The following is a 22,090-nucleotide window of genomic DNA, read 5'->3' on the forward strand; positions in this document are numbered from 1 at the left end:
CGGTACGGCTGTGTTAATATGAGAGACTGCTGTATCGTATAGATTGAAAATTTCCATCCATGCCTTTGTCGCATCAGCGCAAACAAGAACTGATCTCGGAATACCAAGTCCACGAAACCGACACCGGATCGACTGACGTGCAAGTCGCGATGCTAACCGATCGCATCAACCGACTCAGCGAGCATCTCAAACTTAACGATAAAGACCATTCCTCGCGCCGAGGCTTGTTGAAGCTCATCGGTCAGCGCAAACGTCTTCTGTCCTACTTGCAACAAGAAAGCAAAGAGCGCTATCAAGCTTTAATTGGTCGTCTTGGCATTCGTGGTTAGGGAGGCATCCGGTTCATGTCTACGGAACAAGAACCAGCGAGGGAGGCTTCCCAAAGGGATCGCCTCCCCTTTGAACCTGCTAAGAAACGTCAAAAACCCCCTAAAAAAACTCCAGCACCAGTAGAAACGGCTGACAAGAACCGCCAAAAAACTCCAGTTTCAAAAGCAGAAATGGCAATTCCAGCCGCCGTCAGCCAGCGCATGGCACGGCGGATGGCTTTCTTCTGCGGTATTCCTACGGCTTTGGGCATGTTAACGTTTGTGGTGAGCTATTTTGTCCTGACCAATGCTTGGTTTAATCTGCCCAATAGTGCCGTTGTCCTAGTGAGTATGGGCTTTTTTGGTTTAGGCGTCTTGGGGTTGACCTATGGCGTTCTTTCCGCTTCTTGGGATGAAGAAGTACCGGGGAGCCTGTGGGGTTTCCCAGAGTTTACTACCAATTTCGGACGCATGACCGCAGCATGGCGCGCTTCCAGGCAAAAAAACTAGACGGGTCAATTGTCAGTTGTTGTTGCCACTGACGACTGACGACTGACGACTGACCAATGACAAAAGTTGCCATTATGGCTGAATTCAACCGGGCGTTGCTATTACGCTATGAATGGCTGATAAATTCCTAACAAATTAGCTTAAGGCGTTTTGTACACAAGCAACTTAGCAGGTTCTTAAACATGATTGTAGTAATGAAAGTCGGCTCGCCAGAAGCCGAAATTAACCGAGTCAGCGACGAACTTACAACTTGGGGTTTGTCGCCAGAAAAAATTGTTGGGAAACACAAAGTAGTAATTGGTTTAGTCGGCGATACCGTTGATTTAGACCCTTTGCAAATTCAGGAAGTTAGCCCCTGGATCGAGCAAGTGCTGCGGGTAGAGCAGCCGTTTAAGCGCGCCAGCATCGAGTACCGTCACGGCGAACCCAGCGAAGTAGCGGTTCCCACGCCGAACGGAACTGTTTATATTGGGCAGAATCACCCCTTGGTCGTCGTGGCTGGGCCTTGCTCGGTAGAAAACGAAGAGATGATAATCGAAACTGCGCGCCGTGTCAAGGCAGCAGGGGCACAATTTTTGCGCGGTGGTGCTTATAAACCGAGAACTTCGCCTTATGCTTTCCAAGGACATGGGGAAAGCGCCTTGGAATTATTGGCAGCAGCGCGGGAAGCGACTGGACTCGGTATCATTACAGAATTGATGGATGCCGCTGAATTGCAAATAGTGGCAGAAGTGGCGGATGTGATCCAAATTGGTGCCCGCAACATGCACAATTTCTCGCTGTTGAAGAAAGTCGGGGCGCAAGATAAGCCGATTTTGCTCAAGCGAGGAATGGCGGCGACGATTGAAGATTGGCTGATGGCAGCTGAGTATATCTTGGCTGCGGGCAACCCGAACGTGATTTTATGCGAACGGGGTATCCGCACGTTTGACCGGCAGTATGCGCGCAATACATTAGATTTAGCAGTATTGCCCGTATTGCGAAGTCTGACTCACCTACCGATTATGATCGACCCCAGTCACGGTACCGGACGCGCCGAGTACGTGCCTGCAATGGCACTGGCGGCGATCGCAGGTGGTGCAGACTCGCTGATGATCGAAGTCCACCCCAACCCCGCCAAAGCGCTTTCTGATGGCCCTCAATCCTTGACTCCAGAACGGTTTGACCGTTTAATGCAAGAAATGGCAGTCATTGGCAAAGCAGTCAACCGCTGGCCTCAACCTGTGGCGGCGGCGATCGCTTAATCCTACAAGCCAAAAATCCCCCATTTTCTCCAAATTTCTAGGGGCAGTTCTCTAACTTGCCCCTAAATTATTATCTGTATACTTAACACGCGCGCAAACTGACAGGAAAGGTTGCTAAGACAGGACTTACGCAAACTTTCTATATGTAGGGTGCGTTAGCGATAGCGTAAAGCACCATAATAGGCTACCAATCTAAGACGGGACAAAATGCCCTCTCTCGAAGGGGAAAGGGGAAAAGGGGAAAGCTTGTTCATCCTTCCCCCTTTTACCTTTTCCCTTTTCCCCTTTCTAACTGTGTTGTCCCGCTTTAGCCTGGTAGCCCATGATACAGCGAGAATCGCTGTTATGAGGTAAACCATCACTGATATTGAGAAAGATGAGGAAGATCGGGAAGATAGGGAAGTAATTACTTCTACTTCGTTACCTCCCTCATCTCCATCACCTCCATCATGTACCTCATATGAGCGCAACCCGCTGTATTATATTTAGTGCGATCGCGTAAGTCCTGTAAGAGAAGACTGACAACCTCTCAAACTCTCCATAACCAATTACCCATTACCTATTCTACTACTTGAATCAAGGCTGAAAGTGCCGCTAATTGAGTCGTATCTACGGCTTGCACTCCTTTAGAAATAATATCAATACCGGCGCGAGTCATTGCATCCAAATCTCCGAGTAAATTATCCACCACCGCCACAGGTTCATCATCAGATAATCCCAAAGGCGAACCTCTACCAAGATTTCGACTTCTGGCAATATTTTGCAACCCTTTTAAGGCATTGCGAAGGGGTTTAACGCTTGCCAGTACCAGCACTTCTAAAGTACCAGATGGCCCCCGCAAGCGGAATTGAAAACTATCGCCTGGTTGCGGAATCGCAATCAAATTTCCTGCAGCAACTAAAGCCGCATCTTCAGGCGCATCCCAATCGCGAGGAAATAAAACAATCAAGTTGCCGCTGGAATCAATTAGTACAGCACTAATATAAAGATTGCGCGCTTCGTTATTTTGAATTTGAATTTGAATATCCGTTCCCGGTTTAAATTGAATACCTTGGGTAAGATTAACTGGCGATGCGGTTTGAGATTCTCGATCGCCGCGACTAGGAACGATGCTGGATGCACCTCTGCCATCGATAGATTTGATTGTAGTGGTAACTTTTAAAGCCGAAGATTCTCCGGTTATCAGAGTTCTTAAAATCCGCCCTGCCAGCAACGATTTTAGTTGAGGTCGCAACCGCTGTTGAATTGCTTCTGCGATTGATTCTCCCACACGACCAAAGGAACCGATTACGGGTTCTCGTCCTGCGGTAAATAACCCAACTGCACCTACAGGTGGAGGATTGGGAATCGATTGCTGTTGAAATTGGCGCAAATCTTCCTCGGTAACGCGGCCTAAAATATAATGCAATTCTCCTCTTTGTGCAACGGGAACAACTTCCATCCGATTGACTGTTTTAATGGTTGTTTGTGCTTTTTCCTTTTCTCCACCTAACGAATCATCTAAACCCAGTTTTAGCGTTAAATTAGCGGGGATTCCTCGCACTCGTTCGCGCAACAAAACTCCTTCGGCGATCGCACCATTTGATACACTTTGAATAACTTTCCCATATCCCACTAATCCAACGCGAGATTGTTGTTCAATTTGTCCGATTTCCTGTCCTTTATTGTCAATTAAGCTAAAAATCGCACCCGCTTGAAATGCTTCTAAACTTTGGGATGCCACCCCACCTAACCAAAATTCTATTTGATTGCCCGATTTGCGGATAACTCCTTCAGCGCCAGGGGTGATTTTTTCGCTAAAATAGAGTAGTTTTTGCTGATTGTTGCTTCCCGGTTTTACTTCTAATTCTGGTTCTTGGATAATCGATGATGACTCTGCCAGATCGCGGGTACGCATTGCCAGATTCACAAAGATATTACCGACGGCATCGTTGCGAGTTTGCTGCCAAAGATAGCGAGTTAGTAAATAACTAAAAGCACCGGCGCTAAATCCTGCAAACGGTGCATCTGTAGCATATTGATTGTCTTTGGCGGCGGTAAGTGCAACCCCTTTGGCAATTCCTTGTTCTCGTCGTTGTTGAAACTCTTGGGGAGAAAGATTGAGCTGTTTTAGCCACTTTTGCTGATACTCAAATTCTTCGCGACTTGCTTGTTTATCTTCACCCCGGTCTAAACGAGCAGAACGGATAACTAAATTACCCCGATCTCCTCCTCCAGAATAACAGCTATCCAAAACAATTGTTAGATTTTCAGTTGGGACGGCAGACATTAATAGAAATAGCGTCTGTCCCATTATGTCTCGAACTATATTAGGAGATTCTGTAACCGTATCAATCGGGACTAACGTGCTGTTGAGTTTCTTGTTACCAATTGGGTTAGGATCGATGACTCGCGAACCGTGTCCGGAGAAGTGAAAGACGACGATATCATCGGGTTTAGCTTGTTTAATTAAATGTTCTTCAAAAGCGGCGATAATGCCGCTGCGGGTTGCTTGTGTATCTTTGATTTCTAGAATATCTTTGGGATTAAAACCAAAGCGGTGGATGAGCAATTCTCGCTGCATTTCTACATCGGTGAGGCATCCTCGCAAGCTTCGCACGCCATCGGTATAGTTATTAATCCCAACTAATAATGCCAGTTGGCGCGGGGTGCTTTGCGCCAGTACCTTTCCGTAGCGATTTGCCCCGTGGAGAAAGTCGAGTTGACTGATGCCTAAAGAGGCGAGGACAGAACTGCTAAATTGCAGGAAGTGACGGCGCTTCATATTAGGGATGATCGGGTAGATTGCCGAAGCGAATTTGATACTGTTCTAACAAGTTTCTTAATTCGGTTGCTTGTTCTTCTGGAGACTGATACCGATTACCAGCTTCATCATACCAGTACAACCATTCCCGTTCCAACCCGCAGTAAATACCCATCCCCCGTCCAATTCCTAAACCAATTTCTGGCATCCAGACGGGTTCGCCAGCTTGGAGCTGATAAACTCCATCCACTAAACGATAAACTTCAAAAGGAGCGTGTTTATCTCTTTGCCAAAATTCTGGATTGTAGATGACATAATATAACACTCCCAAGCGGGCATATTTATCCATTTTGTCATCGTATTCATCCCCATAGGTTTGTGAAACAACTTCTAAAGTCAAGATGGGAACGATATCGTTTTCTTCCCAAACTACATAATTTTTGCGGAGTTTTCCTCCTTTTAACCTTGGCACTCCCAAACTTAAGAAACCATCGGGAACTATAGGTATTCTTGGATTCGTGCCTGTATTATGGTATACGCCCATATCTGCGGCGAAAAACCAATCATTGCGGGTTGCCCACAGGAAACCCAGAATGAGTAACAGGTTGTTGGGGACAAAATTTTGCAGTTCGTTATCCACAGGGGTATCGTCGGAACCAGGTAATTCTTCGCCCGTCGGTAGGCGCAACCAAGGATCGGATTGTAGCATTGATGGATCTCCTGTTTGCTTCTGTTTGAATCCTTCCAATATATCTAGCTTTGGTAGCTTTGGTAGGGTGCGTTAGACGAGAGTACGGCACCAGTCTCAGTCATTTGGATCTCCTGTTTGCTTCTGTTTGAATCCTTCCAATATATCTAGCTTTGGTAGCTTTGGTAGGGTGCGTAAGCGTTGCGTAACGCACCAGTCTCAGTCATTTGGTGCGTTACGGCATTGCCTAACGCACCCTACTGGATTGTCTCAGCTAAAATGGTGCGTTACGGCGGATTGTTAAATTTAAGCTATATCAAAGATTGTCGCCGCCTAACGCACCCTACGATTTTGATTATTCCACCTCCCCAATTAATGTAAATGCTGCCCAATCTTTGGGATGGGGATATTGCTGCATCATCGTCAGCATTGCCTGTCGTAGTGCTTGCGCTTTATCAGGATTCTTTTGCCAATTTTGATAAAAAGCCTTCATTAACTCGGCTGTCGGGGCGTCTGGCACTGCCCAAAGCGATACCATGACGCTGGGTACACCGGCATTAATAAAAGAGCGCGATAACCCAATAATGCCATCCCCGGTAATTCTGCCTCTGCCGGTATCGCAAGCACTCAATACTACTAATTCGGCATTCAGTTTTAAATCGAGGATTTCTTCAGCAGTTAGTAAACCATTATCGTTACCAGAAGGTGCTAAAGCAATGGCACTTCCCAATCCGCGAATATCATCGAAGATGCCGTGAGTGGCTAAATGAATAATCCGCGCTGAGGGCATTTTTTGGACAATTGCTGCTTTGGTTCCCAGACTGCCGGTGAGGGGTTGAGCGTTCAACAAAGAAGCAATGGCATTGGCCTCCCTTTCTGCACCAGGAAGGGGGCGCAACTGTTGCGGCGGTTCTCCCGGTGCAGGTGGTACGCTGGGCATGATCGGATTTCCTAAGATTAATGCTTGTTTGTTGTTAACTCCTTTGCCGATACGTTCCCGTTGCTGGCGGGTGAGTTCTAGGACTTGCAGCGAGGGAGCGGTTAAGATGGTATGTTTTTCAATTAAATATTTACCTGATTTGTCTTTTAATGCCGGGAAGGGAACCAGAAATAGAGAGGATTGGGGAATAAAAATAACGCGGGCATTCGGAGCGGTTGGCAACAGATCGGCAATCGGTTCAATTATAATTTGATGGAGTTGCTGTAAGCGTTCAGTTTGGTCAGCACCCGGTTTTAATACTATTTCTAGAGTGGCGCGAGTTTCGACATTGGCAGCATTGGCTACTGTGGTACGAGTGCCGACGCCGATTGATTGGCGACTGAGGGAAACTAACCGGGCTAAAGAAATATCTTTGTCCTGCCACAGGGGTTTGAGATTGGCTTGGCGAAATGCAACTTCACCTGTGGGTTTGATGACCCAGATGTAGAGTTCTGATTCTTGACTTTGTTGTTTACCTTGAATTTTGAAGCTGTCAGAAATAATCGAATATTGAACCAGAGTAGCATTTTGAATTTTGGCAATTTGTTTAATCTGCTCAAGGGTGGGTTTGAGAAGATTTGCCGGTAATGTTTCTGCGGGGTTAGCAGATAGCCGCCTTGCTAGTAACTCGACAAAAGCTCTGGCTCTACCTCGTTCGGCAACTTCTAGTGCTTTGTCGGTTTTATTTTGGGCAATTAGGACTTCTTGTAAAATGCGGTAGGTGCGAGCTTGTTCCTCAAAAATAGAGACTTTGTTGGTATCGTTGCTGCCTAATTTTTCCCGCAGAGATTCCCAAACTTCGATTCCCTCAAATAGGGTTTTCTCTGCTGCTGTAAGATTGCCTTGTTTGTGGAGAGCAAGTCCTAGATTATTCAGCGCTAGTCCCTCGCTTTGGGGATCGCCGATTTCTCGTGCAATCGCTAAACGCTGCTGGTGGTACTCAATCGCCTTCTGGTAGTCTCCCAGGGAATGGTATGCAAGACCCAGATTTCCCAGAGATTGTCCTTCTCCAAGGCGATCGCTAATTTCTCGTGCAATAGCTAAACTCCGCTGCTGGTACTCAATCGCCTTCTGGTAGTCTCCCAGTAAATTGTATGCATTACTCAGACTTCCCAGAGCCGCGCCTTCCCCAAAGCGATCGCCAATTTCCCGTGTAATGGCTAAACTCTGCTGTTGGTACTCAATCGCCTTCTGGTAATCTCCCAGAGAACGGTATGCACTACCCAGATTTACCAGAGATTGTCCTTCCCCTCGGCGATCGCCGATTTCCCGTGCAATAGCTAAACTCTGCTGCTGGTAATCAATCGCCTTCTGGTAGTCTCCCAGAGAAAAGTATGCAACACCCAGACTCCCCAGAGTCGCTCCTTCCCCAAGGCGATCGCCAATTTCCTGTGTAATGGCTAAACTCTGCTGCTGGTACTCAATCGCCTTCTGGTAGTCTCCCAGAGAACGGTATGCATTACCCAGATTTCCCAGAGCATTTCCTTCCCAAAGGCGATCGCCAATTTCCCGTGTAATGGCTAAACTTTGCTGGTAGTACTCAATCGCCTTCTGGTAGTCTCCCAGGGAATCGTATGCATTACCCAGATTTCCCAAAGATCGTCCTTCTGCTTGGCGATGGCCAATTTCCCGTGTAATGGCTAAACTCTGCTGGTGGTACTCAATCGCCTTCTGGTAGTCTCCCAGGGAATTGTATGCAAGACCCAGATTTCCCAAAGATAGTCCTTCTGCTTGGCGATCGCTAATTTGCCGCGCGATGGCTAAACTTTGCTGTTGGTACTCAATCGCCTTCTGGTAGTCTCCCAGGGAATCGTATGCAAGACCCAGGATTCTCAGAGCATTTCCTTCTCCTTGGCGATCTTTGATTTCTAGGTAGATAGCAAGCGCTTGTTGCAAAGATTGCAATGCTGCCCGAAATTGGCTGGTTTCATACTGTTGAATCCCTTGCTCTAAAAGTCGATCTGCTTGGGCTTTTCGTTGTGCAGTCGTCTGCGCCAACACCTTTGGCACTCCCCAGTTCGCCTTCAAATTGAGACTTGGAGGCATTTCCACAACGGTAGCGACTAGGACGATCAGTACAGCGAATCCAATTTTTGGTAGGCGCATAGCTGTCAATTAAATTAACTCCTCAATAGTCTATATCTCTGACAATTGAGTACTTATGCAATTGCAGCCATTTTCTTAACCAAAGCTAATTTCAACAGTTGACAGGTAAGGCTAGCTCAGTATGTTGCAAAACAAAACCAGCGACCGAGATGGGTGCGATCGCTGGTTTATTCAGGCTCTATCTCAGATTCAGATTGAGCTTTAAATTGTTCTTCCTCTATCTCTCGGAGACGGCGGAGATTTTCAAGCCGTTCAAGCGTTTCCTGTTTTTCGTCTTCATACCAATCTATAAAAGCTTGAACTTTTTCCAGTCGATTTTCCGCATCTTTAATCAACTGGTCAAGGATTCCCCCAGCGAACGAGCTGGTGAAATCGTAATTTGACCGCGACCTAACTGTTCTAGCAGTTCGCTTACAGATAAGCCCATCGATCTTGTTAGTTCTTCCACCTTCTCCCTTCCCTCTGGGGTTAATCGAAGTTGAATCCTCTCTGACTTGAGTTGACCGTGTTGATGATGTTTGGACTTGGGCATCTGTATTCGTATCAGACATAAAACTGCTATACAGAACTTGGCTAAACTTACCTAAAGTTCACCATTCAACTAGAAGTAATTTCTAGAGGGTCTGCTTCCTGCTTCAACCAAGGGAGTCGGCTCCTTCTTGTCCACAGGCGTCAATTCGGGTGTAGCCCACCCTATGAAGCTTTTGAGCGTTTTACTTTTGAAGCTAAGAGCCATTGTTCATCCATTATTTTTAGCCAATTTAACGAATCGTGGTTTCCCGTTCGACCTTTTGATAGGCTGGCTAGTTCTGAATCGACTGTGGTTTACAAACCAGACAATTTTTAGCCTTGGTTTTCGGCATTATTAAGTAATATAGCACAAAAGTGAATCGCCATCCATTAAGTTTCTTTATAACTTACTCAATTTGCGTAACTATAAGTAAATTTAGTAAAGAATTTGGCGATTTAATCTAGATCCTTAAATTGTACTGACAATATTTGGGCAATGCCAGCCTAATGTTGACACATTAGACGCCTTATATTATATTTTAAGTATATCAGGCGTCTAATGTCTGAGTCGCTCCCCCTATATCCAACCTGGTGAGAAGCCCCTCACCCAGCGGAGGTCAATCAGGAGCAACCCCTTACTTAATTCAAAGGAGAACAATCATCTGGGTTGTGTTGCGCGATCGCTGGTGGATGTTGCAAAACAAAACCAGCGACCGAGATGGGTGCGATCGCTGGTTTACTCAGGTAGAAGTTTCTTCCTCTTCTTTAAATTGCTCTATTAGCTTGGTTAACTCATCTTCTAAACGATCCATCTCTCCTAGAATTTTTTGATGATGCTCTCGGTTTTCCTTCAATCGGGTTTCTAGTCGTTGCCCGTGAGCTTCCACATAAGCCAGGTGAGTTTGCCGAATCTGTCTCAACTGGCGAAGCATTTTCCCAATATCTGCGGCTCCACGTTTTCGTCCAGACCTCTGGCCCAACGCTCGATCAATTCGCTGCGACTGGTGTTCATCAGTTCCGCTAAGCGATCCAGCTTCTGAATACTCGATGGAGTGAGCATCAAACTCACTCTCTGCTTGTATTCCCCGTGTCGAGTCATCCAAGCCTGTTTTTTCTTGTCCGTCATTGCCTACGTCACCTGCATACATGGGTTCCATACCTAATTTAGCAAAACGCTTGTTACCTATATATATATATGATATACATAGTTAAGTGCTACCTACATACATAAGTTGTGTGTGTAACTCCCCACAACCGAATAACTGATTTGGAATGCGTCGATTACCTATGGAGAAACTACCCATGCGCGGAACAGGCCGCTAAAAGAGCGACATTCTATTTATTAAAGGAGGTAGCCTATTGCCAATTAACTGAGTTCCATAACTGTTCAGTGGATACTCCAGCGCCGCTTTTCAGATGGCGCGGCGCTTTCTTGGTTCAACAACAAATTTAAACCAATGGAAAGGTTAGATAAAAACAACAATGATTAGCACAATCGTCAGGGAATTTGAAGCTGCTGGATGGTACGTTAAACGGGGGAAAATAATCAATACCTGGATTGTTAAACCATATCCCGCTCATTACAAGGAATACCTTTTAGTTCCTTTAAAGGAGGATTGGGTACTATCAACTAATTTTCAAACCCACGATCCAGAACATCAAGAAGCGCTTACGGTGCTGAATCGGGCGCGGATCAAATCAGCTCGCGATCGCGTTTCGGTATTGACAGAGATCGCTGCTGAAAATGCCACAAATCCTTCGAGGAATTATAGAGGTGAAAAAATGGCTAGTTTGGTGAAAATTTCTGCCGATGAATTCATCAACTTTGACGATATTCGCAAACTGACGGCTGACATCAAGAATGGCGAATTAAACGTGACAGTTTGGTGGCGCGATGGGAAAAACAGCGATATTTTCCACAACGAACGAGCCAAGAAACTGATGACACTTGTAGAACTTTACGCGCTAGCAAGTTTGAGACAATTGCAACCCGACGGCGGTGAAGATTGATCGCCCATTCCGCTGTTGACTTTCTAGCCAGAATCAGCGCGATCCTAACCAACAGAAAAGGGTGCTTACCGCTTTCAACTCGGTTAACGCACCCGATGCTTTAAATTGCCAAAATTCATTTGGGCGCTCGCAACGATTGCGATATATGTTTTGACAGGGTTGTCACCCGTCAGGTATTTTATTTCATGGCGAGCTTTCAACCCATTTTTCCTCATTTTCCAGACTTTTATCGCGATTAATAAATTCTTCAAACAAGCTGAAAAATCTATCAACTGCGCTGCGTTCATCAGGTGAATTAAAAAGTAGAATGCTTGCCCACAATTGTCCTGTCTCTACCTGAAATTTCTTCCTTATCCATTGTAAGAACTCTTGAAACTCAGATTCTTGTTCAGTCAGCGGCAAGCCGATTTCGCACCGCGCCAAATAATATCCATCCAAAAAAGCCTGAAGATTGAAGATAGAATTTCTCCCTAGATCCACTGCTGGCCTTTTTTTTATTTTTGGCAAAAAAGCGTAAAAATTATCCATACTTTAAACTCCAAAATTTGACAATTAAAAGGGTATTTATGCGTTCATAAAATCTTCCCCAATTTCCAAAATCGGCGAGTAAAGATTTTCTATCCAAATCAACTCAGCATTATCCCTGACCTCTAGGAGTCAGACAAGTATACGATCTCAGCGATCGCTTATAGCTCAACCCATCGCATATCTGGATGAGATCGCTACTCTAACTCAAGCTGCTATTTACTTTATTTCTGGGTATGTTGTTGCGCTGTCTTCGCTGGGTATGTTGTTGCTGGGTATGTTGTTGCGCTAGAGCCCCCCCCTTATCCTAGTTGTAATAAGATCGCTCTAGCGCAACAACGTACCTAATCTCAGACTCAATTCTATAACTAGCAACTTGCGTTACTCTATTGACAAATTTATGAATTTATGCAGCGATGAAGCGCTCGCCAGCATCAAATGACAAACCATCGGAACGGCGATATGGCCTTTGATACGATCGAAATTGTGAAATCATGTTGATCATACCAGCATTGGGTAACGTGCCAACCAATTTCCGAGGCGATCGCCACCATAATAAAAGCTAGACCAAGCTGGGATGCAAAGATGCTTTTTCGTAAAAAATTTTCATCGCCAGAGGGATGAGGGCAAAAGTTAGAACGTGGGTGATAATCAATGGGAGTTTCCAGCCGCCAGTAATACAGGTTCGAGACGGAGCTGTTGCAGGATCTGCAATTCCCGGCAATGTAGCCAGAATATAACCAAATCCAGCTAAACCGATTAAGAAGCAGAGTGGGATAAACGCTAAGTTAGCGCTGAATATTTTGCCAGTATCGCTTTCTTAAATGTTTTTCATAGATGATTGAGTGAGTTGTTTTGAGAACATTTGAGGGATGCTGAAGCTTGTTAATTAGGCGGAAGTTCCCCTGACGGGGAACTTCCGTTTAATCCAAGCAAGTAGATCGCACTGAGAATGCAATCATCCAGCCATTAGACATAATCAGCCTTGATGGAGATCGACGGGTTGTTATCGAACACCTTGACAAAACTGATGTTGATGTTCTCGTTGTAGTACCAGGCATTGCTGGTGGAACCGCTTAGCTGGTGCGACTGTTGCTCAAGGCTGCCGCCTGTAATTAAGGTAATATCCTGCCCGTTGATGTTGATGGTCTTCAAGGGACCCGAACTGCCTTTGGTTTCAGATGGATCGTGCAGGATTGCCACGAAGAAAAATGGTTCCTTGGGCGTATAATTGTCGTGTTTGCGCTCCAGAGTAATCTGGCGTGTTGAACCAGTTTTGCTGTGCTTAATATCTAGCTGGCGATATTCGCTGTTAGCCAGTTCATCGCAGTCGTATACAGCCGACTCCTTGGGCGCAGAAGCGCGGCTGATGCCGTCATCCAAATACATGGTGTATTGCCCGCTGGCACCGGGATAGATGTTGATCGTTATAGGATTGAGCAGACCTTTGCTGTTCCGCTCTCCCACATATTGTTCAACCTCAATCATGGGTACGATCGCGCCCGCTCGCACGAAGATGGGAACAATAAAGGGAATGTGATTGATGTCGCCAGAAAGATGTGCATCAAACTGGCGTATCGTAGTGCCACCTTCGACAGCACCATCAAGCGGCTGTTTGTTGTCCTTGAAACAATACCAGTTGCTGGCTGCTGGGAGATAGACATCCCGCTTGCCGTAGCCATTCGATGGTGACTGCGGATCTAGAACTGGAGCGATCAGCAGATCGTGCCGCAGGAAGAACTGGTTGTTGAGGAAGGCGATTTTGTCATTGTAGAGCGCCTTATCTTGTGGGTCATTGAGAAACATCGGTCGGCAGATCGGCAAGCCATCAAATGTGTTCTCAAACATCGCGTCATAGAATACCTGTAGCAGCCGGTACCGCAATTCAATGTAATACTTGCAGGCAGGCAAAACCGCACGGTACAAATCTTGCGGTTCCGGTAGCGGCTTTTGCTGTTCGCGAAACCATTCTTCGTACATGAAGATTTCTTGGAACTCTTTCCGCCCTTTGCGCATGTAGTGGTTGCGATACCAGGGCAGGAAAGCTCCCGCAGCCACCCAGCGGATCATGAGTTCAGGACCGACCCAGTGTTGCTGGTCGTTCTCTTGTTCAAAGCCCCCAATATCTTGACCGTTCATAATCACGCCGGTCATACCGAGTGACATAACTTGGGATACATTCATCTTGAGGAAATCCCAGGTGGAAGAATTGTCGCCCGTCCACAATGCGGCAAAGCGGTGCGCGCCGGTGAAACTGCCGCGCCCGACGATGAAGTTACGGTCTGTGCGCCGCTTTCCTGCTTTCTCTGGACCTGCCTGCTCTGAGTATACAAGCTTGTTGAGGCCATTGTATGTGGCTTTGTGGAGATTGTAGGAATACAAATTCCACACCTTAATAGCTGGGGTCAGTTTGGGTTCCTCTCCCGAGATAGAATCGTCAGTAACCAGCAATCGGAAGGGGAAGCCGCGCATATCCCCACGGCGGGAACGGATAGCAGGTGTCGTCATGTCCTGCCAAACCATTTCCAGACCCATATCAAAGAGATATTGATATTGCTTACCCCACCAGTCGCGCACTTCCTGCCGACCAAAATCGGGGTAATGACCGGGGGTACCCATTTCCAATCCCGTAAATCGGTTATTTCCGTAGTAGACTTCCCCGATATAAGCATTGCCGGTATTGGCGTTGTTCTCCGGGTCGTATGCGAAGTAAACGCTTTCCTTGCCTGGAGGATCGAAATTCTGGTAGCTGTAACCCTGATTAAGGTCTTCAGGGTTGTTCAGATCGAGATCGCCGAAGTAGCGCCGGTCTAGTACAAAATAGCCCTTATCCCGCCCTTCGGTATAGGTTGTGTAGTACGGCTCGTTCTTGCTAATAATTGGAGTAATGTTCGTGCTGCACTTCACCCCCAGCGATTTTAAGTAATCAAACATCCCTTTCGGATCGCGGAACTTGTTTGTATCAATCGTGAAGGTGTGGTATTTATTCTGTACGTCTACATCGACGTGCAGACCGTCTAGGGGAATTTGGTAGTCGCGATGCTTGCGAACGCACCATTCCAGAGACCCCCGGTCTTCATACCCATAGCAACCTTGGTGATAGCCTAAGGCCCACCGGGGTTTTAGCCGCGAGCGTCCGACAATCTCAGTGAAGCTGTCTACAAGCTCCGCAGGAGTGTCTGCCATGAAGAAATAATAGTCAAGGTCGCCGAAGCGCGTACCGACCATATAGCGGCAGGAATTGTAGTATCCCATATCCATCAGGATTTGACCGCGATTGTCAACGTACATGCCGGTGACGCAATTTTTTTGCGGAACCCCGTTAAATTCAATGAAAAACGGTTCCGAGTGGTAAAGCGGTTCCCGTACATCCAAAGGTCCGTAGTTATAGACCTGCCGGTACCGCATGTTATCGAAGTTGAAATAGTTGAGTTGCTCGCTATTGCGGCACAGTGCATAGCCACCTATTTCGCCAAAGCCAATATACTTTGCCGTTCCGGGTTTGTTTACCGCCTGGATAATGGCATAATCTTCATTCCCGTTGGGAGTGAATAATATGCCCTCTTGTGCCGTTTCCCAGATTTTAAAGTTGCTCCCGTCTGGCTCGCAATTTATCACCTCGATCTTGAACGGATCTTTGGTGAGTACCACCTGCATGACAGATTCGTTATTCTGCTGCTTTTTGGTAGTTAGTACGCAGCCCTGACCGCCTTTGTCTTGGTACTCTATGTAGAACTGTTCATCTCCCTGTTGCGCTATGCGCTTTAAGTCATCAAAGGTATCCCGCACCACCGACCGAGTATTTTTACGGGTATAATCATACGCGAGTTTTTTGGGGTTGAAACGCACCCGGAAGGTATCATTCTGCACGAACTGGAGCAGCATGGCACAGAAACTGCCATCGCTCTTTTCAAACTCTAGCGCCAGCGTTTGTTCTTCAGCCTTGAATTGATAAGAAGAGACTTTTTTAAGCGTCTGCCAGTTGTTGAGATCCTTGAAATATTCTTCGACTTTAACGAACTTGTAAACATCTGATAAAGTTGGTCCTGACATAACAAACCTCTTGTGATGTTGATATTGAACTAACTTCTTGCGCGTGCAAGATGGGCTGAGGTATAGCTACCTTGACTTTCTACCCCAGATTCCTCAGGATTGCATTGTGCTATCCCTTACAGCCAAGGACAGAGGAAGTTACGGGTATCAGCGAGCGCGTTCTCAAACGTTAGTTTGCGCTCTCCCTCAGATAGAGTTGCTTAGTTTAAGCTTTATCCTGCGGATGATACTCTATTGCCAGCCAGATGCAATCAGTATCTGAGTAATATTGGTGCCACGGATAAATATATTTGTTGTTTTCCTCAACTTGACAAAATGGAACAAAAGTTGTGTATCCCTCATTCATCAACTGATCTTCATAAAGAGTGGCGAAATCTTCAGTTTTGAACTTCTGCATTCTTCCCGCACCAAATATCTGTGTGTGGATTTCGATAAAGTCATGCTGGTTGTGGATAGCACAATCGGTGTGAGAAGGAGCAAACCATAAGTTAACTTTGACGGTAAACTTTTCTTTTTGATTGGGCGTACTCGATTGTCTTGTCATCAAATACGGATCGAGCTTGACGATTCCGGCATCATCCTGGGGAGAACGCCAGAGAGGTACATCTTTAGGAAAGTTATCAATCAGATTCCCTAATAAATCCCAGTTTTGCTCAAAGATGATCTTGCCAATGTTGTTAGTTTCAACCACCTCAAGCAAGAGTAATGATTTTGCTTTTTGGATGATTGTGTCTTTGAGTATGGTTGATGCAAAAGCGGGAATAATACTGGCAGGAGCTTCACTCAGGTGAGCATCTGAAGCTTGGGGATTGATGACGATAGTACGGTTTTTAATCCGATAGTTTTCCACGTTTTCCACGTACTTCGCATCTATGTAAGCACCAGAAAAGTTAAGCCGTTTGGTTTTGTTGACTTCCATCTGTTTTTGAGGTTGAGTTAAATGATTGATTGACTGATCTGTAGCTGTAGCGATCCCGCAATCGCTACCTTAAATGCGCTGGTGCAAAGCAAAGTCGTTATAGTAAACGACGATGGATGGATTGTCGGCACAAAAATATCCGTCCACTGAATAACCGATAGTGGCAAAATCCAAGCGCCCATCGCCATCAAAATCAGCAACAGCTATACGATCTGCAGAATCCTGAGAGACACGCCATTTTACGAACACGCCATTTTTAACATCTATAGCCTTGTAGTAAAAGACCCCCATCCAAGGCATCGGAGCTCTTGGAGCAACGATAAACTCATCGTCTCCATCGTTATCAAAATCCGCACAAACCACAAAATGTGCGGGTCCTTCTCCCAGCGCATTGGGATCGCCGTAGACATCCAGTACGGTTCTTTGCCACTGACAACCTGTTAGAGAATTTTTGCTCTCGTTAGTTTCTTGAGTTTTATAGTATACGGCGACTGTGTTGCCATGAAATGGTTCGACCGCTGGAATGTAAGCAAAAGCATCGTCTCCTACCTTGCCTGCATCAACGTCGCCACTGCCTTTATAGCCTGTTTTATTCACTAGGCTCATCTCGCCCAAACCGATCGATTCGCCATACCATACGCCATCCTCGCGGCTGAAATAAATCCAGGTAATCCCTTCTGAAGAAGCAATCAGTGCGGAATCAAGATTTACTCCAGACTCAAACTTCTTCACTGATACGCCGTGAATGACATGGAAATAAATTAACCGGGCATTTGGATCTTCAGGATTTGGCTTTTTATTGTTTTACTCGTAGGATTTTTTGTCATATATTTTGAGAGTTTCCTCATGCCACTTTTCTGCTTCATAAATGTTGTCAGGCTGAGTGAATAGCACAATCGGTGTGAGCGAGTGAACATTATTTGGCATTCCTACAATAGGTAAGCCAAGAACCTGTAGTTTTTCTTACTGTGTAAAATGGCCCACCTTAAGGCGGTGCATCGAAGTAGTGCGACCAATGTAATAGCTTTTCCAATACGGCTCAGAATTACCTGGATTTTCCAGCCAGACGATTTTGCCTCCTTCAGGAGCGCAATTTACCATCGTCTGACCGTATTGGTAGCAAATGACAATATCATTACGTCCATCCCCATTGATATCTACATTGTGCATCCCAACAGGGCCGATAAATTTAGCAATCAGTGTCTTTTTCCAATCATTGTTTCTATACCAAGTTACATCACCTTGACCAAGACCATATCCTGCAATATCTGGTTTAGAGTCACCATCTATACTGAATGCTTCAATCCAGTAGCCGTCTTGGCGACGATCTTCAACAAGCTGCCGTCTAAATTTAGGTATGTACATCTGCTTCTGAGCTTTCGCTGGTTAATTTGTGGATCGTCTATTTAGATGGATATGGTCAAAATTAGTTGGTGATGTGGAAAAATTTTCTTTGCGTTTCCCCGTTAGTCTCAACCAACTACTTTTGACCCCCTTCATTTACATAGACGTTTCCCAAAGCAAAATTGTGAATTATTCTGACCTGAGATATTAGACGGATCGCATCCTCTCTCCCCATCTGCACCCAGGCATCGCCAAAAGTTACCCTTGGGTTAAGACTCCCCGCGCCTGTTGCGTCAGCCGATTCTTAACACCTCACAGCCTTAATATCCTGATTTCTAAGGTTCCTGTTGCTCTCACCACGGAAAGCCGAGATAGCGGTTATGGTGAGATATCCTGACATTTTTTTGGGCGTTTATAGCGGTTTGCAGGCGCATGAGGTACACCTTGGTTTGTCAAACGGCAGCATTAATGCTGCCGCTTGACAAACGAAGCCTATTGGCTGTACCTCACTCACTTGCAATCTGCTGTATAACCAGTAGGTTGGGGCTTTCGCCCAGTCTCCACGTACCTTTTATACTGCGCTGTCTCGGATTGTTCTTGCACCACGAATATCCGCGTGCTGGTGATAGCCTCATTATGTACAAATGAACTTTTCGCCATCACGATTGCTGGCGTGTAGTCTATATAACGGCAATTCCTGCGGTGCTGACTAGAATGTTTGGGAGTGATTTTAATTACAACCTTTTGGATATTCGCAGCAATATAATCGCTCCCTACAATCCATTCATTCGAGCCAGCAGAGGTAATAGGACGATTTAAAGCTTTCTAGACTGTCCATTACGTACAAACCTCCCACTTTTTTCATCTTTTTTTACAAGCGCAGCTGCGTAACATTCCAGCTAGATTCAAGTCTTCTAGCGCCATCGCTGCAACTCGCCGCGACGCAATTTTTGCAGCAGCATACCACAGAAACACGCTTGGCGCTGCTCTGGGATGCGTTTATGCAAGCTTCCAACCTTCTTGGCTGCTTTTTGCAGCTTGTTACTGCGTTTAGTCTTACGAGTAACTCGGCGCTTTCTAATCTTGGGAAGGTGCTTTGTCTTTTTGTTAGTTGTGAATTTCTGGACGAAATCATCCAGGCAAGCACTACATCCTCCCCATACATGACAGGGGTGCAAGTGCTGCTCGTCAAGTTTGAGCGGGCAGATTTGAGGAAGTTTGACTCAAAACAAACTAACCCCGATCTTCATCCCCAACAGATTCTTGACAAACGATTGAAAATAGGGAAGACAATACTATGGAGGAGAGCGGGACGGTAGCATAACTTTTGCCGCAACTTTTCCCACCTCTGACTTTTCTGGCATTTTCTGCACCGCCAGACAGGAATTCCCCCAAATACCAGTTCTTTGATCAAATTGAGCCAACGCCAAAATCGGTGCAGGTTGCCTTTCACACAGCGTTGCCTCCACACAGCGACAACCATCTTTCTTTACTTGTGACTCCTCCCGACGCTGACCGCTACGCGGTACAGCGCGGGCTTCCTCCAAACCAAAGTTCAGAGGCGGTTTTAAGCGAGGCGTAGTCCATCCCCGCTATTGAGCAAATTAGCCCAATCTTTTTAATCAACTTGGCAGAATTGTCGTCCCGATGCAGCGACGCTCCACACGGGCAGTCATGCCATCGGTCGGAAAGTTGCTTTGCCACTTGTGCAAAGCAGTTCCAGCAGTGTTGTGATGTGCCACGCGGATCAACTTCTCTGACCACCTTGCCAAGCTTCCACGCGACAAATTTCAACACTTGAACAAATTGCCCATGTGCAGCATCCAGCATCGATTTGTTGAGTCCCGACTTTGCCGCCTGACCATTGGGCAACCATTCTCCCTCATTACTGACTTTGGGCTTGGCTCGTCTGGTCAGGTTTTTCAGTTTCAAGTCCTCAACAAACAGCACATCGCATTTACTGAACAACCAGTAGGCAAGTTTGAACTGCCAATCCAGCCGTTGACGGGCAATGCGTTGATGCAACTTAGCAATCTTTGCCTTGAGAATCTTCCAGGGTTTCGAGTGCTTCACTCGTTTCGCTAGTCGCTGTTGTAGTTTTTCAAGCTTGTGGGCTGACTGCCTAAAAAATCGGGGATGCTCAACGGTTTCACCCGTCGATAGAGTGACGTAGTTCTCCACGCCCAAATCAATTCCTAAACTGTTCTCTTCGGTCGGTTGGATTTCTGCAACCGTTACAGGCACGTCTTTGTCTTCCAGGACTAGATTGATTTCCCAGCCATCGGTGACTTGCTTAACCGTACCTGTCTTAACCTCAAAGCCATCTGGAATTGGACGATGTAGAACAATCGGAACTAGCCCAATCTTCTTCAGGTTAATGCAGTCTCTACCTCGTTCATCCTTCGTCAAGTCGCAATTGTGCAACTGAGTGTAGGTGAACGACTTGTAGTAGTGCTTTCCTTTGAACTTGGGCTTACCGCTACGATTCCCATTGGCATCTGGTTTTGTGAACCGGGAGAAGGCGTACTCCACTCGGTCAATCACATTCTGAAGCACTTGGGAATCGAGTTCTTTGTATTCCGGGAACAAGGTCTTTGTTTGCTTCAGGTCAGCACGTTGAACGCTGAACCAATCCACATACCCTTGCTCCACAATATTCGAGACGACCTCTCCCTTTCGCTTTCCTTTCGTGAGGGTACGGGTTAAGGGAATGTCTTTGTAAATCTCCTCTACAGGCTGAATACTGACCACCAATGGACAAGCATCCACCCGTGAACGGGTTGCCTCATACCAATCAAACCGCTGTCCCAACCGAAAGTTGTACTGACGACGCGCCAATTCCAACCACGTTTGAAACGTTGCAATTTGTGGTTTTGTTGGTTTCAGCTTGTACTTGTAGGTCAATCTCATGGCATCATTATACCATCAATACGCGGATTGACGATAAATGAGTAAAGATGAACTGATTTCAGTTAAAGACTTTCTGAATTACGCAAAAGAACTGATAGAACTCGATTACGGCTCCCAAAAACGATTTGCAAAGCAGCATGACTTATCTCAGTCGTATGTCAGCGATGTGCTGTTAGGTAGAAGAGAACCTGGAGAAAAGTTTCTTGCCGCAATAGGAGCGGAACGAGTTGTTTGCTACAGGCTACTGCCTGATACCGACAGATAGTGTGTTCGTCTCGGCACTGTTGCCTTAAGAGTCCTACGGAATCGGTCAGGCAACGCACCTCGACTCACGCGCCTCTCATCCCGACGCTCACCCTAGCGGGTAGAGCGCGGGGCTTCCCGGCTAGGAGCTAACTTCCGATCAAAAGTCTCCGCCACAGGAACCGACTCAGAGTGTTGCACCGATAGTGCTACCTGCTGCGGTGACTCACCAACAACACTTTCTACTTCCTCCACCGCCACGGATAATGTCACCGTCTCCCCCACAATCGGTTCAACTCTCGCATTCCCGGACTTTTCCCCAATTGCCGACTCAGTTACACCCAAGGTTGGCGTCACCGATAAATTCGTATCAGTCCCATCCTCCCCGATAAAATATCCCCTCAACTCCAAAACCAGAATTGACCGCGCCTGGGATATGCGCTTGCAGACATTCTGGTAGGATATATCTTGCTTTTGGGCAATTTCTGGATAAGACAGTTCCCGATCGTAGTGCAGGATAAACGTCTCGCGCAGCCTTGTTGGTAAGTTAGCGATCGCACGATGAATCACTATCTTTCTCTCATCAGTTTCCATTGCACAAGGCTTATCGTCTAAGTAAACCAGTCCTTCCTGGTCACTAGATGGGATCGCATCTATATTCTCAACTCTATTCGCGCTGCGACTGCTTTCTCGATGAATATCCAAGCAGAGATTACGAGTCAGTTTTGTCAGCCAAGCCTTTAGGTTAGCAATTTCCCCCGCGTACTTTTGCGCCTTTTCCCAAGCTTTGAGCATCGCCCGCGACAGCGCATCTTCAGCATCAGTCGCGTTTCCACCCATCCACTTGAGACAGCAACTATACAGATGATCTCGATACTGCTGCCATTGCTCCCAAAACCCTTTTTCTTGAGAGTAACGCGATAGGCAGGAGCCAGTATATGCGGCTACTAATTGAGAATCTGACATAATTGATCAACTGGTAGCATACACTAATATCA

The 22,090-nt window shown here is 46.3% G+C and carries 20 protein-coding genes; 5 read left to right on the forward strand and 15 right to left on the reverse strand.

The window, feature by feature from the left end; genetic code table 11:
- Positions 1-59 precede the first annotated feature (59 nt).
- The 3 genes from rpsO to aroF all read left to right on the forward strand — a co-directional run bounded on the left by rpsO (position 60) and on the right by aroF (position 2,062).
- Positions 60-329: a 30S ribosomal protein S15 gene (gene rpsO / locus ACE1CM_RS46315; protein ID WP_374886384.1), complete on the forward strand. Its 270-nt coding sequence runs from the start codon at positions 60-62 to the stop codon at positions 327-329.
- A gap of 15 nt (positions 330-344) precedes the next feature.
- Positions 345-818, forward strand: coding sequence for a PAM68 family protein (locus ACE1CM_RS46320; RefSeq protein ID WP_374886385.1), 474 nt, complete (start codon positions 345-347; stop codon positions 816-818).
- Between the two features lie 182 nt (positions 819-1,000).
- Positions 1,001-2,062 carry a 3-deoxy-7-phosphoheptulonate synthase gene (aroF, locus tag ACE1CM_RS46325; protein ID WP_374886386.1) on the forward strand — a complete coding sequence of 354 codons (1,062 nt, stop codon included), beginning with the start codon at positions 1,001-1,003 and terminating at the stop codon, positions 2,060-2,062.
- Between the two features lie 559 nt (positions 2,063-2,621).
- Here aroF and ACE1CM_RS46330 read toward each other — a convergent pair.
- The 6 genes from ACE1CM_RS46330 to ACE1CM_RS46355 all read right to left on the reverse strand — a co-directional run bounded on the left by ACE1CM_RS46330 (position 2,622) and on the right by ACE1CM_RS46355 (position 10,214).
- Complete coding sequence (locus ACE1CM_RS46330; protein WP_374886387.1) at positions 2,622-4,826, reverse strand: caspase family protein; 2,205 nt, start codon at positions 4,824-4,826, stop codon at positions 2,622-2,624.
- A gap of 1 nt (position 4,827) precedes the next feature.
- Positions 4,828-5,514 carry a Uma2 family endonuclease gene (locus ACE1CM_RS46335; RefSeq protein ID WP_374886388.1) on the reverse strand — a complete coding sequence of 229 codons (687 nt, stop codon included), beginning with the start codon at positions 5,512-5,514 and terminating at the stop codon, positions 4,828-4,830.
- Positions 5,515-5,848: 334 nt separating this feature from the next.
- Positions 5,849-8,578, reverse strand: coding sequence for a tetratricopeptide repeat protein (locus tag ACE1CM_RS46340; protein WP_374886389.1), 2,730 nt, complete (start codon positions 8,576-8,578; stop codon positions 5,849-5,851).
- Positions 8,579-8,745: 167 nt separating this feature from the next.
- Positions 8,746-9,129 carry a hypothetical protein gene (locus ACE1CM_RS46345; RefSeq protein ID WP_374886390.1) on the reverse strand — a complete coding sequence of 128 codons (384 nt, stop codon included), beginning with the start codon at positions 9,127-9,129 and terminating at the stop codon, positions 8,746-8,748.
- Between the two features lie 699 nt (positions 9,130-9,828).
- Positions 9,829-10,020 carry a hypothetical protein gene (locus tag ACE1CM_RS46350; protein WP_374886391.1) on the reverse strand — a complete coding sequence of 64 codons (192 nt, stop codon included), beginning with the start codon at positions 10,018-10,020 and terminating at the stop codon, positions 9,829-9,831.
- Positions 10,005-10,214, reverse strand: coding sequence for a ribbon-helix-helix domain-containing protein (locus ACE1CM_RS46355; RefSeq protein WP_374886392.1), 210 nt, complete (start codon positions 10,212-10,214; stop codon positions 10,005-10,007). Before ACE1CM_RS46355 ends, ACE1CM_RS46350 begins: the two co-directional genes overlap by 16 nt.
- A gap of 356 nt (positions 10,215-10,570) precedes the next feature.
- Here ACE1CM_RS46355 and ACE1CM_RS46360 point away from each other — a divergent pair, with 356 nt between their 5' ends.
- Positions 10,571-11,098, forward strand: a complete 528-nt coding sequence (locus tag ACE1CM_RS46360) for a hypothetical protein (RefSeq protein ID WP_374886393.1) — start codon at positions 10,571-10,573, stop codon at positions 11,096-11,098.
- 183 nt (positions 11,099-11,281) lie between these two features.
- Here the strand turns inward: ACE1CM_RS46360 and ACE1CM_RS46365 are convergent, their stop codons facing one another.
- From ACE1CM_RS46365 to ACE1CM_RS46400, 8 genes are all read right to left on the reverse strand, one after another.
- Positions 11,282-11,626: a hypothetical protein gene (locus ACE1CM_RS46365; RefSeq protein WP_374886394.1), complete on the reverse strand. Its 345-nt coding sequence runs from the start codon at positions 11,624-11,626 to the stop codon at positions 11,282-11,284.
- A 966-nt stretch (positions 11,627-12,592) separates the two neighbouring features.
- On the reverse strand, positions 12,593-15,676 hold the full coding sequence (locus tag ACE1CM_RS46370) for a TIM-barrel domain-containing protein (RefSeq protein WP_374886395.1): 3,084 nt from the start codon (positions 15,674-15,676) through the stop codon (positions 12,593-12,595).
- Between the two features lie 205 nt (positions 15,677-15,881).
- Positions 15,882-16,595, reverse strand: coding sequence for a hypothetical protein (locus tag ACE1CM_RS46375; RefSeq protein ID WP_374886396.1), 714 nt, complete (start codon positions 16,593-16,595; stop codon positions 15,882-15,884).
- A 69-nt stretch (positions 16,596-16,664) separates the two neighbouring features.
- Positions 16,665-17,357, reverse strand: coding sequence for an FG-GAP repeat domain-containing protein (locus ACE1CM_RS46380; protein WP_374886411.1), 693 nt, complete (start codon positions 17,355-17,357; stop codon positions 16,665-16,667).
- Between the two features lie 42 nt (positions 17,358-17,399).
- Positions 17,400-17,522 (reverse strand): hypothetical protein, encoded by a 123-nt coding sequence (locus ACE1CM_RS46385; protein WP_374886397.1) that lies wholly within the window; start codon positions 17,520-17,522, stop codon positions 17,400-17,402.
- Between the two features lie 36 nt (positions 17,523-17,558).
- Positions 17,559-17,960 carry an FG-GAP repeat domain-containing protein gene (locus ACE1CM_RS46390; protein WP_374886398.1) on the reverse strand — a complete coding sequence of 134 codons (402 nt, stop codon included), beginning with the start codon at positions 17,958-17,960 and terminating at the stop codon, positions 17,559-17,561.
- Between the two features lie 1,274 nt (positions 17,961-19,234).
- Positions 19,235-19,486 (reverse strand): hypothetical protein, encoded by a 252-nt coding sequence (locus ACE1CM_RS46395; protein WP_374886399.1) that lies wholly within the window; start codon positions 19,484-19,486, stop codon positions 19,235-19,237.
- On the reverse strand, positions 19,458-20,849 hold the full coding sequence (locus ACE1CM_RS46400; RefSeq protein ID WP_374886400.1) for an RNA-guided endonuclease InsQ/TnpB family protein: 1,392 nt from the start codon (positions 20,847-20,849) through the stop codon (positions 19,458-19,460). Before ACE1CM_RS46400 ends, ACE1CM_RS46395 begins: the two co-directional genes overlap by 29 nt.
- A 37-nt stretch (positions 20,850-20,886) precedes the next feature.
- On the opposite strand from ACE1CM_RS46400, the gene ACE1CM_RS46405 reads away from it, so the two are divergent.
- A complete protein-coding gene (locus ACE1CM_RS46405; protein ID WP_374886401.1) occupies positions 20,887-21,114 on the forward strand; it encodes a hypothetical protein in 228 nt (75 codons plus the stop codon).
- Between the two features lie 92 nt (positions 21,115-21,206).
- On the opposite strand, the gene ACE1CM_RS46410 is transcribed toward ACE1CM_RS46405, so the two are convergent.
- The gene (locus ACE1CM_RS46410) at positions 21,207-22,058 is read right to left on the reverse strand and encodes an RNA polymerase sigma factor (RefSeq protein WP_374886402.1); all 852 of its coding nucleotides are present in this window, start codon (positions 22,056-22,058) and stop codon (positions 21,207-21,209) included.
- Positions 22,059-22,090: the final 32 nt, after the last annotated feature.

The organism is Microseira sp. BLCC-F43, assembly GCF_041929235.1.
GTDB lineage: Bacteria > Cyanobacteriota > Cyanobacteriia > Cyanobacteriales > Aerosakkonemataceae > Microseira.

Excerpts from the sequence above, each read along its gene's own strand:
- rpsO (WP_374886384.1), top strand. The coding sequence starts at position 60 with ATGCCTTTGTCGCATCAGCGCAAACAAGAACTGATCTCGGAATACCAA.
- ACE1CM_RS46320 (WP_374886385.1), top strand. The coding sequence starts at position 345 with ATGTCTACGGAACAAGAACCAGCGAGGGAGGCTTCCCAAAGGGATCGC.
- aroF (WP_374886386.1), top strand. The coding sequence starts at position 1,001 with ATGATTGTAGTAATGAAAGTCGGCTCGCCAGAAGCCGAAATTAACCGA.
- ACE1CM_RS46330 (WP_374886387.1), bottom strand. The coding sequence starts at position 4,826 with ATGAAGCGCCGTCACTTCCTGCAATTTAGCAGTTCTGTCCTCGCCTCT.
- ACE1CM_RS46335 (WP_374886388.1), bottom strand. The coding sequence starts at position 5,514 with ATGCTACAATCCGATCCTTGGTTGCGCCTACCGACGGGCGAAGAATTA.
- ACE1CM_RS46340 (WP_374886389.1), bottom strand. The coding sequence starts at position 8,578 with ATGCGCCTACCAAAAATTGGATTCGCTGTACTGATCGTCCTAGTCGCT.
- ACE1CM_RS46345 (WP_374886390.1), bottom strand. The coding sequence starts at position 9,129 with ATGTCTGATACGAATACAGATGCCCAAGTCCAAACATCATCAACACGG.
- ACE1CM_RS46350 (WP_374886391.1), bottom strand. The coding sequence starts at position 10,020 with ATGCTTCGCCAGTTGAGACAGATTCGGCAAACTCACCTGGCTTATGTG.
- ACE1CM_RS46355 (WP_374886392.1), bottom strand. The coding sequence starts at position 10,214 with ATGACGGACAAGAAAAAACAGGCTTGGATGACTCGACACGGGGAATAC.
- ACE1CM_RS46360 (WP_374886393.1), top strand. The coding sequence starts at position 10,571 with ATGATTAGCACAATCGTCAGGGAATTTGAAGCTGCTGGATGGTACGTT.
- ACE1CM_RS46365 (WP_374886394.1), bottom strand. The coding sequence starts at position 11,626 with ATGGATAATTTTTACGCTTTTTTGCCAAAAATAAAAAAAAGGCCAGCA.
- ACE1CM_RS46370 (WP_374886395.1), bottom strand. The coding sequence starts at position 15,676 with ATGTCAGGACCAACTTTATCAGATGTTTACAAGTTCGTTAAAGTCGAA.
- ACE1CM_RS46375 (WP_374886396.1), bottom strand. The coding sequence starts at position 16,595 with ATGGAAGTCAACAAAACCAAACGGCTTAACTTTTCTGGTGCTTACATA.
- ACE1CM_RS46385 (WP_374886397.1), bottom strand. The coding sequence starts at position 17,522 with ATGCCAAATAATGTTCACTCGCTCACACCGATTGTGCTATTCACTCAG.
- ACE1CM_RS46390 (WP_374886398.1), bottom strand. The coding sequence starts at position 17,960 with ATGTACATACCTAAATTTAGACGGCAGCTTGTTGAAGATCGTCGCCAA.
- ACE1CM_RS46400 (WP_374886400.1), bottom strand. The coding sequence starts at position 20,849 with ATGAGATTGACCTACAAGTACAAGCTGAAACCAACAAAACCACAAATT.
- ACE1CM_RS46405 (WP_374886401.1), top strand. The coding sequence starts at position 20,887 with ATGAGTAAAGATGAACTGATTTCAGTTAAAGACTTTCTGAATTACGCA.
- ACE1CM_RS46410 (WP_374886402.1), bottom strand. The coding sequence starts at position 22,058 with ATGTCAGATTCTCAATTAGTAGCCGCATATACTGGCTCCTGCCTATCG.